This window comes from Candidatus Uabimicrobium helgolandensis (assembly GCF_041508025.1).
GTDB classification, from domain to species: domain Bacteria; phylum Planctomycetota; class Uabimicrobiia; order Uabimicrobiales; family Uabimicrobiaceae; genus Uabimicrobium; species Uabimicrobium helgolandensis.
Genome location: NZ_CP165719.1, coordinates 4,541,410 through 4,555,083, shown reverse-complemented (window position 1 = coordinate 4,555,083; position 13,674 = coordinate 4,541,410). Strand labels below are relative to the sequence as shown.

Annotated in this window: 10 protein-coding genes; 7 read left to right on the top strand and 3 right to left on the bottom strand. The window is 35.3% G+C overall.

From position 1 onward, the window contains the following. The first annotated feature begins 83 nt into the window (after positions 1–83). From UABHE_RS16680 to UABHE_RS16665, 4 genes are all read left to right on the top strand, one after another. Positions 84–1,778, top strand: a complete 1,695-nt coding sequence (locus UABHE_RS16680; protein WP_372371461.1) for a serine hydrolase — start codon at positions 84–86, stop codon at positions 1,776–1,778. A gap of 337 nt (positions 1,779–2,115) precedes the next feature. Next, positions 2,116–4,461: a WD40/YVTN/BNR-like repeat-containing protein gene (locus UABHE_RS16675; RefSeq protein WP_372371460.1), complete on the top strand. Its 2,346-nt coding sequence runs from the start codon at positions 2,116–2,118 to the stop codon at positions 4,459–4,461. 9 nt (positions 4,462–4,470) lie between these two features. Then, positions 4,471–5,061: a 1-acyl-sn-glycerol-3-phosphate acyltransferase gene (locus tag UABHE_RS16670; RefSeq protein ID WP_372371459.1), complete on the top strand. Its 591-nt coding sequence runs from the start codon at positions 4,471–4,473 to the stop codon at positions 5,059–5,061. A gap of 86 nt (positions 5,062–5,147) precedes the next feature. Next, the gene (locus UABHE_RS16665; RefSeq protein WP_372371458.1) at positions 5,148–5,627 is read left to right on the top strand and encodes a hypothetical protein; all 480 of its coding nucleotides are present in this window, start codon (positions 5,148–5,150) and stop codon (positions 5,625–5,627) included. Here UABHE_RS16665 and UABHE_RS16660 read toward each other — a convergent pair. Genes UABHE_RS16660 through UABHE_RS16650 form a run of 3 tightly spaced genes read right to left on the bottom strand, consistent with a single transcriptional unit; the run spans position 5,606 to position 9,664 of the window. After that, positions 5,606–5,995 carry a hypothetical protein gene (locus UABHE_RS16660; protein WP_372371457.1) on the bottom strand — a complete coding sequence of 130 codons (390 nt, stop codon included), beginning with the start codon at positions 5,993–5,995 and terminating at the stop codon, positions 5,606–5,608. The two genes, UABHE_RS16665 and UABHE_RS16660, sit on opposite strands and share 22 nt — an antisense overlap. Position 5,996: 1 nt before the next feature. After that, positions 5,997–6,731, bottom strand: a complete 735-nt coding sequence (locus UABHE_RS16655) for a hypothetical protein (protein WP_372371456.1) — start codon at positions 6,729–6,731, stop codon at positions 5,997–5,999. A gap of 8 nt (positions 6,732–6,739) precedes the next feature. Then, a complete protein-coding gene (locus tag UABHE_RS16650) occupies positions 6,740–9,664 on the bottom strand; it encodes a fused MFS/spermidine synthase (RefSeq protein WP_372371455.1) in 2,925 nt (974 codons plus the stop codon). A 110-nt stretch (positions 9,665–9,774) separates the two neighbouring features. On the opposite strand from UABHE_RS16650, the gene UABHE_RS16645 reads away from it, so the two are divergent. From UABHE_RS16645 to UABHE_RS16635, 3 genes are all read left to right on the top strand, one after another. Continuing rightward, positions 9,775–10,983 carry an SUMF1/EgtB/PvdO family nonheme iron enzyme gene (locus tag UABHE_RS16645; RefSeq protein ID WP_372371454.1) on the top strand — a complete coding sequence of 403 codons (1,209 nt, stop codon included), beginning with the start codon at positions 9,775–9,777 and terminating at the stop codon, positions 10,981–10,983. Beyond that, positions 10,983–11,633: a leucine-rich repeat domain-containing protein gene (locus tag UABHE_RS16640; protein ID WP_372371453.1), complete on the top strand. Its 651-nt coding sequence runs from the start codon at positions 10,983–10,985 to the stop codon at positions 11,631–11,633. Before UABHE_RS16645 ends, UABHE_RS16640 begins: the two co-directional genes overlap by 1 nt. 199 nt (positions 11,634–11,832) lie before the next feature. Beyond that, on the top strand, positions 11,833–13,674 hold the full coding sequence (locus tag UABHE_RS16635; protein ID WP_372371452.1) for a polysaccharide biosynthesis protein: 1,842 nt from the start codon (positions 11,833–11,835) through the stop codon (positions 13,672–13,674).

Here is a 13,674-nt window from a genome sequence, read left to right as displayed (position 1 = left end):
CTAAACTTCCTAGAATCTTTATTAATATCTGTTCTGAAATACAGAAACTGTATATTTTAGAATTCTTTTGGAAAGGATAAGACTTGAAATATTTACTAATATTGTTTCTTAGCATAACGACTTTGTTTTCTCAAACTAAAACGCAAAAATTCGATGAAGTGCTACAACAAAGTTATGAAAATTATGAATTTAATGGTAACGTTCTAGTTGCACATAATGGAAAAGTAATTTATCGTAAAGCATTGGGAATGGCTAATTTTAAAGAAAAAAAGTCATTAGATCTTAATTCACAATTTCGATTAGCCTCCGTTTCAAAACAGTTTACAGCTATGGCGATTATGATTTTAAAACAGCAAAAAAAATTAGAATATGATAATTATGTTGTAAAATATCTACCTAATATTCCTTACAAAAAAATCACGATACGCCATCTTCTAAATCATACTTCTGGATTACCTGACTATATGGATCTATTCAGAATACACTGGGACCAAAGCAAAATAGCAACAAATGACGATATTATCTCTTTGCTATCAACATATAAACCAAGTGTAAAATTTACGCCCAACGAACGTTGGGAATACAGCAACACCGGATATGCACTTTTAGCTTCGATAGTAACTAAAGCATCAAAAATGCCATTCCATGAGTTTATGCAAAAGCATATATTCAAACCTTTGAAAATGCAAAATTCATTAGTATATAGCCCCATTCGTAAAGATATGATGCCAAATCGCGTCTACGGCTTTACTTGGCATATTGATGGAAGTTACAGTGAAAATGACTTTAACTTCCTAAATGGTATTGCTGGTGATGGCGGTATTTACTCTACTTTAGATAATCTATATAAATGGGACCAAGCTCTGTACACCGAAAAACTTGTTTCCAAAGAAATATTAGAAGAAGCATTTACAAAAACTACCCTACAAAACGGTTCTACTAAAAATTATGGCTTTGGGTGGAGCATTGACGATAGCCCAACGGGTAAAAAACGCGTCAGCCATAATGGAGGATGGGTTGGCTTCAGTACTCGAATTTCCCGTGATATAGAAGATAAAACCACGATAATTATTTTAACAAATGCTAATCAAAATTTTCGCTCTATCCGCCGTGCATTTGAAGACATTTTGTATAACAAAAAGTACAACAATCCTCGGCTTTCTATTGCGCGCACCTTGTTAAAACAGTTTTTGGAAAAAAAACTAGATATTACCAAACAATATAGTGAACTAAAAGTAAAAGCTCCGAAAATTTATCGTTGGGGAGAAAGAGAGTTAGAAACACTTGGAGAATACTTACTTAAAAATAAATATTTTCTGCAAGCAGTCCAAACATTTCAACTTATGGTGCAAGAGAACCCAGACTCATCTACAGCATACTACCTTTTAGGAAAAGCATACGACGAACTCGCTACCAAGAACTATGTAAAATCCTTGCAAGCTCATCCTGGAAATGAAGATGCTCGCCGTGCTTTAAAGGATAGAAAAAATGATTTTGTAGCGCAAAAAATAGACATATCACTCAACACACTAAATAAGTATGTCGGAGAATACCAAATAGTACCAGGTTTTACACTAACAGTCCGCCTAAAAGACAAACAAATTACAGTACAGGCAACTGATCAACCTGAATTCAAAATATTTGCCATGTCGCAATCTAAATTCTATCTCAAGGCAGTAAATGCTCAGGTGAGTTTCCATACAGATAAAGATGGAATAGTTACTCACCTCGTTCTTCACCAAAATAAACGCGATATTCCAGGGAAAAAAATAAAGTAACCAGGAACTGTCATCAATAAAAGCACTATGCTGAAAAATTCGTAACTGTGACTCGTGTGACCCTCGCCGTAATTGTGATCGTAGCTGTACTCATAATCGAACAACTACGATTTATTTTTCAATAAATACTTAAAATATTCGGTCATAGTCACAGCTACGATTACGATAGTTATTAATATCTAATTGATGGCATGCCCTATATTCACTCAAAAATTTATGCGTATTGGCAATTAAGACACGTCGACATTTAGATTTTTATTGTTGCCTTAAACAATATTTTTTGCCATGATAAATTTTCAGTGATGAAACAAGTGAACTAATTATATGGAGTAATACTATGAAAATGATATTAATGCTACTGCTGTTAGCCTTTTCTATTGTAGGCGCTCAAGAACATTTTGAGTGGATGCTAGATTTCGATGGTAAGAATTTCTATGAAATACAAGATCTATCGGAAAATTATTTACAAAAAACACGTAGCACCGAGCCAGGCAAAAAAACAAAATCTACAGGAACTAAAGTACCTGGCTACAAGCAATTTCAACGTTGGGCTTGGTTCATGGAAGACCGAGTTTACCCCAATGGAGATTTATTTAACACCATCGCAAAATCTTGGTATGAATATCACTCATATTTGAAGTCGAGCTCTACACGCACCAACCTATTTTCGGGATCATGGGCAGCAATTGGTCCTTCGAGTTATAAGTTGGGAATGTCTGGATACAACGGTGGCTTAGGACGTGTAAATTGTATTGCTTTTGATCGTAAAAATCCACAGATACTATATATTGGAACTCCCAGTGCTGGCTTGTGGAAACGCAATTCTGAGGGAAAATGGTCTTGTCTAACAGATGAGCTTCCCACCACAGGTATTTCAGGAATAGCTTTAGGAGACAATTCCATTTTCGTTCTTACAGGCGACGGCGATGGTGGAAATACAAATTCAATTGGCGTTTTGAAATCAGCAGATCGCGGCAACACTTGGACTAACACCGGTCTTATGTGGGGAACGAAACAAAATATGCGTGGCTACAAACTCGGCCAACATCCTCAAAACAATAAACTACTTATCGCTGTTACTAGCTCTGGCCTATTTCGCACTGAAGACAAAGGTGAAAACTGGCAACAAGTTGCTAAAGGAAATTTTCGCGACTTAGAATTCCAACCAGGGTCCTCACAAATTGTTTATGCTGCCACAACAAATAAAATATATCGTTCAGAAGATGCTGGCGTTACGTGGTCGGAAGTGACATCTTCTTTTCCAAATGGTTCTAATCGTATAGCAATTGCTGTATCTCCTGCAAACAACAAAACAGTGTATGCCCTATTTGCAGGTAGTCGCGGTTTCTTAGGCCTATACCGCTCCACTGATAGCGGCAAAACCTTTAACAAACGTTCTTCTACTCCAAACTTACTAGGATACAGTGAAGTAGGAAACGACAGTAGCTCGCAATCTTGGTACGATTTAGCCCTAGCTGTTTCTCCACAAGATGCCAACGTTGTTCATATTGGCGGAGTAAATACTTGGCGCTCCAATGATGGCGGGAAAAACTGGAACATAACATCCTACTGGATAGAATCCAATAGCAATTATGGTTATACACACGCTGATATCCATGCACTAGAATATAATGGCAATGATTTATATTGTGGTAGCGATGGCGGTATATATCACTCTACAGATCGCGGAGAAAACTGGCAAGATCTATCTACAGGGCTACAAATCATGCAAATCTACAAAATCGCAGACACTCCTCAAGACCCTTATCTTCTATATGCTGGTGCACAAGACAATGGAAGCAACCGCATCACTGGTTCAGAAGGAACTCACGTTTTTGGAGCAGATGGTGGAACATGCGCGATTGATCACTCAAACTCGCAACGCGTTTACATAGCAACGCAAAGCGGAGGAATGCATAAATCAGTAGATGGTGGATCTTCTTTTCGTAGCGTTAAGCCATCTGGCGCAGGCTCAGGAGCCTGGGTAACTCCTTATGTTATACACCCTAAAAATGCGCAAACACTTTTTACTGGCTACACCGATGTCTGGAAAACAACAAATGGTGCTGACAGTTGGAAAAATATTTCACGCGGACAGATTGGTAATGGCACTGCGAGAGCAATAGCTATTTGTCAACAAAACCCTGATTACATCTACGTAAGCAAGACCACAAAAATCTATCGCAGTAGTAACGGCGGAAATTCATGGATTAACATCTCAGCAGATCTACCTACTTCGCTTGCACAAATTACTTCTGTTGCCATAAAAAACAACGATCCGAAACATATATGCGTTACTTTCTCTGGTTACAAAGGTGATTGCAAAATATATGAAAGTAAAGACGCGGGAAACACATGGAAAAATATTTCCTCCGGCCTGCCAAATTTACCTGTGCATACATCTGTTTATGAGCCAGGTAACAAAAACGGTATCTATATTGGAACAGACGTTGGCATATACTACCACAACGATACACTGCAAAAATGGATTCCTTTCAGCAACGGTTTACCAAAAATTATAGTTAAAGACCTACGTATTCACAGTGAAGCGCGTAAATTACGTGCAGGAACTTTTGGTCGTGGTTTATGGGAGTCAGATTTGTATATTGACACTCCAATCATGCGCAGCGAAGAAAAGCAAGTCATGACTAGTTATCAAGGAAATATTGAGAAGTTAAAATAAGGAAAAACGATGATTAGTAACTTATTGGCACGTTTTACGCTATGGATTCTAGGCTGGAAAACAGAAGGAAACAAATCACCACATAAAAAATATGTGATGATTGCTGCCCCTCATACAACAAATATGGATGGATTACTACTTCTTGCCGCTGCTGGTTTTTTTCGCATGAAAATATCATGGATGATTAAGCACACAATGCTTAAGATACCCATATTTGGCTGGTTATTGAAATCAACAGGAGCTGTCGCTATTAATCGTACTGCAAAACAAGGTCTTGTTCAGCAGATGATACAAAAATTTGCTGAGAAAGAGGAATTTATTTTAGCAATTCCTCCCGCAGGAACACGCAGTTATCGTGACTACTGGAAATCAGGTTTTTATGTAATTGCAAAAGAAGCTGGTGTTCCTATTGTTCCAGGATACCTTAATTACAAAACGCGGGTTGCAGGTTTTGGAGAGTCCTTTATTCCTAGTGACGTAAAAAAAGATATGGATTATCTTCGAAAATTTTACAAAGACATAACTCCACGCTACCCACAAAAAAAATCCCGTATAAAGTTAGCTTTAGAAGATGAGGCTGAAAAACAAGAAAGCGCTTAGTAATGTAATTAGCTCTAAACCTTTTGTTATTAACAAAGGGTTTAGAGCTAATTACTCACTTTACAACCCACTGAAAGAGAGTGCTCATGATAATCTCTATAACGCGCATTATTATCATAACTGTACTAATTACAACAATAATTTGGTTTTTCAAAAAAGATCAAATGTCAAAGATTCATATTTTTTCTAAGTTACTTATTTTCAGCATTTTATTATCGGCAGCGATGGGTTTAGAATATATCTTATTCCAACTTCGCCCCGTATTAATAGAAGCCCATAATAATAAATCAATATTAATAGATCACTATTACGGTTTAAACGCAGCTTTTATTTTTGCTGTCTCGCAAATAATCTCCGTTTTTTATATTCTTCAAAATAACCGAGCATATCTCGCATGGCTTATCCCTGCTATGGTTTATTTATTTAGTATTGGCATTTTTGGTAGCGTTGTTTTTGACAAAACAATTATGATATTTGCCGACACTATACGGGTAATACTTATACTTATTTTACTTGTTCTACATGAAAAAAATACTATTTCTGGTCAAGACCGTTCAGCCACATGATTTTTTACAGCAACAGATTTTTTGCGAAATAATAAGCGAAAATTAGTCAGTTTTCGAACACCAACAGCAGAACTATAAAAAATAGTAAATAGCACTATAAAAGAGAATAATGAAAGTTTTCCTTTTTGAAAGGATGAAAAAATAGCACTAAAACTAGTAAGCATAATCAAAGAAAAAAATACAGTATATACCCAAGATTTAACAATACGTTCCTTTTTTTTGGGTTGTTTTCTACGCCGCTCGTTTTCAGGCTCCTCTTTTTTGAACAAGTAAACACATATTAATAAAATAATTACCCATCCAATTGCGCTCTGAGTCAATTTTTCTCCAGAAGTTCGCGCTGCAAGTAGAACTAAAATACTAAACATTCTAGTATATCTTTCCTTGCCATAGATTCGATTGGATCACCTCTTTATCACCTACTTCATACTTCGTTACTAAAGACTCAATAACTTCTTTGTACCACTTAGGTGCTGTAGGAGCTACGAATATTTGGTCTATCAAACAACTCAGATCAACATCAACATACGCGCCACTTACATTTTCCTTATCTTCAAAACTAACATCGCGATATATCAAGCGTATTTCTTGCTCGTACTCAAAACTCTTGCGTTTAAGAACAAACGGGTTTAAAGGCGAGAGCGCTGCCTCTTTTGGTATACCTTCAACTTCGTAATCAATATATTTTACTTTACCAATATATATATCTTTTTCAAAAGACGCGAAGCTATCCTTTAATTTTCCAAAAGTAGATTGAATTGCAACACCTTCATCGCTTTTGAGAAATACCTTCCACAGCGCTGCTGATTCATAATTGCTAATATTCCAACTACTTACTAAAGTATATTTTTTTCTTTCGTTTGTTGTTTTTTCAAGTAAATGTATAAGCTTATCTATATCCTGGACATAGTCTCCATATTTATCGCTGTACTTTTGCAAATCGACTTTGGGATATGTTCCCTCAAAAGGATCCTGTAGTCGATCTGACCTCACAAAAAACAAGGACTTCCGGTCTAAAATAGATACAAATTTAGCTAAATCGAGGTAACGCCAGACCTTAACATTATCATCTGGTGTAGTAAAAGCTTGATGCTCCCTATACATAATTTCTCCTATTTTTTATCAGTCATAGCAATATACTTCTGCTTAAATTTATCAAAGTCCTCTTTTTTAATAAAAGGCAGTGATTTCTGATAGAAATCTCTGGCTTTGTCAAATTCTTTATTGTTTACAAAAAGAGCAATCCACGCTAAACGTCCGTCAACATAAGAGGGATAAATGTCAAATGTTTGCTCTCTATATTTTATTGCCACATCCTTGTCCCCATGTTGATAAGAAAGCAGCCCTACATTCAAACAAGAAACATAGTCTTCAGGAGCAAGCCACGTAATCTGTTCGTAGCATTTCATAGCATACTGTACTTTTTGCAAACGTGTATAAATTTTGGCGAGTAAACGATAACCACTAGGGTCTAGTGGATCTAGTGATATAATTTCTTCTAATTTCAATAACGCAGGTTGTACTTTTCCATCCGAGACAAGAACGGCAGCTTGCCTAACCATTTCATGATGATTTTGTAACATTTTATAACGCTCGCGAGCAATAGATGCTATCGCCTCCATGTGGGCTTTATTCTCGGCATATTGAGCTAACTCTTTGATAAATTCCCATTTCTGTGGCATACGAGTACGCAGTGCTGAAATAAGCTTTTCTAGTGCTTCATTTTTACTTAGATCTTTCAAGAAATAAGAATGTAATAAATCTAGATATTCTTTTGCTTTGACATCTTTAAGGGTAAGTTTTACTCCACGATACATTTCAATAGGAGCACGATACTCCAATAAAACGTCATCATCACTATTTACTTGCGACATATAATTGCGCTCTGCCAAACCATGAAAACCGCACAACAATTCACATGGACTATTTATATTAATACGTCGTAAAGTTTTCTTTAAATCTTCACCTATAAATTTATTCGTAAGCTCTTGATGAGACAGTTGCAGTGGATTTGTAGTCGCTATACACAAAAAATCCAAATCTTGGCGAAATATCAACACATGTGGAAATGCCGTTTTTAATGTAGTAATAATAATATCAAATGTCTGTTTAGAAATTTCATAACCCTGAATCCATTGACAAAAAACACCGTTTTTATTCAGTTTACTTTTGACAATGTCATAAAACTCTTTAGTAAAAACACTTCCAGAACCTTCCATCCAAGGGTTTGAAGGTTCGGAAATCATCACATCATAGGTTTTATTTCGATACTTTAAAAAAGTGCGTCCATCTTCAACAAAAATGTTAACTTTTGGATTCTTGAGAACATCACCATTAATACCGCGAAAATATTTACTAGCTTCAACAACCGCTGGTTCCATCTCGACAACATCAACATTTACATTTGCGTGAGTAGCGACTGCATGCACTGTCGCACCACTCCCCAACCCAAGAACAAAAACATCCTTTGTTTTTGAAGTTAAAAACATTGGAATATGCCCTAGCAAATACTGCGTGTCTAAATCTCCAGCAGTCGATGCATCCGTTTTTCCATTGATATTGAGTGAGGTATGATAAAAATCTCGATACACAGTAACCGAGCTATTGATTCCATCTTTTGCATAGATAAGTTTAGCGTCGTAAGTTGATTTTTTCTTATTCACTAGAGCTTTGCGAAACAAGCTTTTATGAAATTCTTCGACATTCATTGCCGGCGACACAAAAACTAAAAGCGCAGCGCAAATAGCGCCCAATATTTTAGGCCAGTTTTGAGGTAGAGACGAAGAATCAAGTAACAAAGTAACGATAAGAACTCCCGAACAAACATATAAGCAAACTTTCAGAGAAAGATAAACTCCCAGCATTGGTATACATAAAAAACCCGCGAGTAGGCATCCAGCAATAGCACCAAGAGTGTTATAACCATACACAGTCGCCACCGCAGCCATGTTTGTTTTTAGTTTATAATTTTCGACAATTACTGGAAGAGTCATTCCGAGAAGAGTCATTGGAATAAAAACGACGAGCGCTGTAGTTAATCCCTGTAATAATAAAAACATCACAAGATTTTCATTACAAAGATAAGTAAGCGACACAAAAAAATTAGGTAGAAAGTTTATCACCCACAAACTAATCGCAATCACAAAGATATTACAACAAAGTAAAGTATATAAAAATGATTGGCTATTGTTCTTCAGTAAAATAAACTTGCGCCCCCACCAACTTCCCAAAGCTATGCTCAAAAGAATTGAAAGTAAAATAATAGAAAACGCATAGGTAGAAGATCCGAAAACAACTACTAAAATTCTCGTCCAACTAATCTCTAAAAATAGTCCCAAAGCACCACACATAAACGCCCACAAGCACAAAGAATCGAGGGGCCACTTTTGCTTTTGTTGCTTTTCAATTTCTCTAGATTGACAAGGGTAGTTTTTGTCCATTCTAAACGCACAAATTCCAATAATAACGCTAAGGAAGCTAATAATATAAGCGCTGTAAGAGATACCAAAAAAAGGCAACAAACAAAACGTCGTAACAACAACTCCAAATGCTGCGCCAAAAGTATTTGCAGCATACAGTACTGCTGTGTTTAGAAATAGCGTTTTTTGTTCAGAAAAATGGAAAATAAGCAGTGGTAAAGTAATTCCCATCAGAAAACTAGGAACTAAAAATAGAAAAAACGCAATAATAAACTGTAAAAAAATAAAAACAGTAAAGTTAACGCTCGATAATGAATACAAAGGTGACAGCACTATATCTGCATGCGGAAAAATCCATAGCGCAACAACACTATAAACAGCAACTCCCCATTCTAAATACGCATAAAAACGCAGCGGCGTTTGTGTATGGATTCTCTTTGCATAAAAACTACCTAGCGCTAAACCAGACATAAATGTCGCGACAATTGTGGTTGTGGCCCAAGTAGACCCTCCCATAGACGGCATAAGTAACTTTCGCCATAAAATCTGATAAGACAGGCTACATCCACCAGAAAAAAACAAAAACAAAGCCATCCATTTGACCGTTGATTTATTCACAGTAATTCCTTTGTGTTATAGAGAATGCTTTACTATTTATAGAATGCTTGGTAAAATATGTCATAAATCGATTGTTCTAATACACTTGGCTCTTTTGGTGAGGAAGAAAAATGCGCGCTCACAATCCACTTTTAATATCTATATTTTTTTTCATTTTATTATCGAATACTTTTGCTCAACAACAAGAAAAGCGAGTAATTAAGCGCTACCAGCAAGATTTATATTCAACCCAAAAATCTATAAAAAAAATAGATGGTGATATAATAACATTAACTTCCAAAATTAAAAAATTACAGCAAGAGAAAACGCGTTTAATTGCTGCGATGACAAAATGGCAACAATCGATAAAAAAAACCAATAGTAGTTCAGTATCTAAACAAATAAACGCTAAAATTTACACTTTACAAAAGCTAACATCTGCGATGGAAAAAAGTTCTGATAATCAGCTAAAAATATACATCCAAGAACTACAAATCGAGTCTAAAAAAATGCAGCGACTTATACAAGCGAAAAAACAAATTAATTTACAAGTGCTCGACCGTCAAAAGGTATTCGTGCAACACAAAAAACAAGCAACTCAATTATCAAAAAAAATTGAACTCTATAAAGTAGTTCTCGCCAAAAAAGCAAAAGAGCGTCAAATACTCAAAAGAAATGTATCAGTATATCAGAAAAAAATACGTTTTGTTTTACTACAGCACATAGAGAACAAGAAAAAGAAAGAAAAAAAGCGCAAAATAGCCGCTGCTTACATTGCAAAAAATAGAGAGGCTGCCAAAAACAAGGCTGCACAAAACAATGCCCAAGGAAGACGCAGGAATCGCGTCAGGGAAATTCCCGATCCCGAAGAAGAAATACTACTACTTCTCGGTGTAGCAAGTCAAATCGATATTGACAATGACGACAGCTCTCGCAAAAAACAACAATCAAGTAATCGTAAACCAAACGCAAAAGACGGTGCTCCAATGATTCTAGTCGCAGGAGCGTGGATTTACGAAAAACCAGTGACCAACGAACAGTACTGGCAAAAATTTCGCGGCATGTATTATAACTCTAGTGAAAGTAAATTGCCTGTCACTCAAATTAGCTTTGAAGATGCACAAGAATACGCGCGCTGGGCAGGAGGAACGTTAATGACTTACACCCAACTAAAAAAGCTGCCACCGGGTATGATGACAGAAAATTGGGAATGGACACGCAGCTCATATAAAAGACCAAATGCACATGTTATTTATCACAATGAACAAAAGCCAAGATTGTTATCCGATGCACAAGAAAGTACTCAAGTAGCTTTTCGAGTAATCTTTCCTAGAAAGTAATGATAATTAAAGGAAAGTCTTTAAGTAAAATAGAAAATAACACCAAATACTACGGGTGTACATTTTACCTAGAAGGTAGCTATCCTTCGTTATATCTTAAAAATTGCAGTTTTGATAATTGTAGTTTTCGTAGTGATCTGTTTTTCGATGACATAGATAATTGCACATTTAATAACTGTAGTTTTAGAGATGTAAAAGCACTTTTCAACTACAAAAGACAAGTACCAAAAGAAATACTATCCTTGCCTATAACCTCTTTAAATATGGGAGCACATGATATGGGAATGGCAATGGTATTACGGAACTTTTTACAACAACTCCCTCCAGAAATAGCGCAACTCACATTTTTAAAGGAACTTATCCTCGATGGAAATCAATTGATTACTCTTCCAAAAGAAATTGGAAAGCTTACTTCCTTAGTCAAGCTATGTTTGTCTAACAATCAACTGGAAAATATACCACCAGAAATTGGCAACTTACAAAATTTGCAGTATCTTTATCTTGCTAACAACAAATTGACGAGCATACCTCAACAAATCTCAAAATTAACATCTCTAAAACATTTATCCATTTCAATAAATCCTATTTCCTCTGAGGAAATAGAGAAAATCAAAACACTTTTGCCTAATTGTTGTATTGAATACGACTAACGTTTAGAGTAACTCTTCTGAGATAAAACTTTTTTTCTAAGACTTATTCTGCTAGAATAATCCACAATTTTGTGATAACGTACCAACAATAGGACTCGCTAAACTGATTGTAAAGAAATATTGATATGTGTAAAATCGATATTCACAAGCTCTTGCCCACAGAGTTCCTATTTTTCATAATTAATCGAAAAGACATTCCATGAGAAACAGGCATTTTTTTTTCTTAGATATACTTATTTTACTTATTGCTCCTTTTTTATCATTAGTTCTAAGGTTAGAAACTTTTTATCCAAATAAATCGTTCCTTTTGCCATTATACACTTATATTGCTTGTTCATTAATTATACACTTCTCAGGGTTTTATATTTCGGGTATATACCATCGTTACTGGCAAGAAGCAAGTGTTCACGAATTACTGTCTTCTTGTTTCACCATTTTACTTTGCAATATTATTCTAATAATAATATGTTTGATATCTCACACTTACTTTGTAAATAGTGAGTTATTTCCTTTTACACATCTCAAAAAATTTCCAAGATCAGTTCCTTTTATTCATGGCATACTATTCCTCTTGCTTTTCATGATAATTCGCTTTAGTTTACGCTCTTGGCAACATATCTCTATTTACAATTCATCTAATTTTTCTGGTACTCCTACACTTTTAGTTGGATCTGGTGATATTGCTCGCATAATTATCAAAAAAACTATTCATACAAATTTTATATGTGGCTTTTTAGATGATAATACACATAAAGCGAAAATGCGTATAAGTGGCAAACCTGTTTTAGGTAAAATAAGCGAAATAAACAACATCATAAGTAAATATAATATCAAAGAGGTTATCATTTGCATCCCAAATGCAACAGGCATTCTAATACAAAACATTATTCGTTTATCTAAAAACAGCGGTGCGAAAGTCAAAATAGCAGTGGATACTTATAAAATAATTGATAGTAATAAAACGCCAACATATGAAATTCGTAAAATTAACGTAGAGGATTTATTGCGAAGAAAATCCATTGAATTTGATATGACAGATGTGAAACAAGCTGTGTATAACAAGGTCATCTTAGTTACAGGAGCTGGAGGATCTATTGGTAGTGAATTATGCCAGCAATTACTCGCGCTACATCCCCAGAGAATTATTTTACTTGGACATGGCGAAAACTCGATATTTAAGATTCATAAAAAACTAAAAGAGCAAACATCCATCATCATTGATTCTGTTATTGCTGATATTCGCTTCAAAAAGCGAATGGAATGTATACTACAAAAATATACACCTGATATAGTTTTTCACGCAGCAGCTCACAAACATGTGCCACTAATGGAGGACAATCCAGGAGAAGCTATTGGTAACAATATTCTAGGATCTTATAATCTCTTACAAGCTTGTATTAAAAACAAGGTCTCTAAGTTTATCTTAATCTCAACAGACAAAGCGGTAAATCCAAGCAGTATAATGGGAGCTACAAAAAGAATTACAGAGTTTTTAGTTAATAATATAGCCAAAAAACACAATGTTCCTTATGTTTGTGTAAGATTCGGTAATATCCTTAACAGTCGTGGTAGTGTTGTGCAAACGTTTGAACAACAAATCGTATCAGGAGGTCCAATTACAATTACTCATCCAGATATGGAACGCTTTTTTATGACAATACCCGAAGCTGTCCAACTAGTACTACAAGCATTTTCATTGGGAAAAGCAGGAGATATTTTTATTTTAGACATGGGAAAACCAATAAAAATAGTTGATTTAGCTACAGACTTAATCACTTTGTATGGTTTATCAACTGATCATATAAAAATAGAATTTATTGGTATGCGGAAGGGAGAAAAACTTCAAGAATCCTTAAGCTACGACAAAGAAACGTGTGACCGCACTACTTACGAAAAAATATTGCATGTAACAAATACAGAGCTTCCTTTCTCTAATATAAGTAAAACTATTGAGAAGTTTACACAACTCCGAGATAACAACGACAAAAAAGAAATAATTTCGTTTTTTAAAGAATTGATCTCTGAGTTTGAAATAGAGTAG

Excerpts from the sequence above, each read along its gene's own strand:
- UABHE_RS16675 (WP_372371460.1), top strand. The coding sequence starts at position 2,116 with ATGAAAATGATATTAATGCTACTGCTGTTAGCCTTTTCTATTGTAGGC.
- UABHE_RS16670 (WP_372371459.1), top strand. The coding sequence starts at position 4,471 with ATGATTAGTAACTTATTGGCACGTTTTACGCTATGGATTCTAGGCTGG.
- UABHE_RS16665 (WP_372371458.1), top strand. The coding sequence starts at position 5,148 with ATGATAATCTCTATAACGCGCATTATTATCATAACTGTACTAATTACA.
- UABHE_RS16660 (WP_372371457.1), bottom strand. The coding sequence starts at position 5,995 with ATGTTTAGTATTTTAGTTCTACTTGCAGCGCGAACTTCTGGAGAAAAA.
- UABHE_RS16655 (WP_372371456.1), bottom strand. The coding sequence starts at position 6,731 with ATGTATAGGGAGCATCAAGCTTTTACTACACCAGATGATAATGTTAAG.
- UABHE_RS16645 (WP_372371454.1), top strand. The coding sequence starts at position 9,775 with ATGCGCGCTCACAATCCACTTTTAATATCTATATTTTTTTTCATTTTA.
- UABHE_RS16640 (WP_372371453.1), top strand. The coding sequence starts at position 10,983 with ATGATAATTAAAGGAAAGTCTTTAAGTAAAATAGAAAATAACACCAAA.
- UABHE_RS16635 (WP_372371452.1), top strand. The coding sequence starts at position 11,833 with ATGAGAAACAGGCATTTTTTTTTCTTAGATATACTTATTTTACTTATT.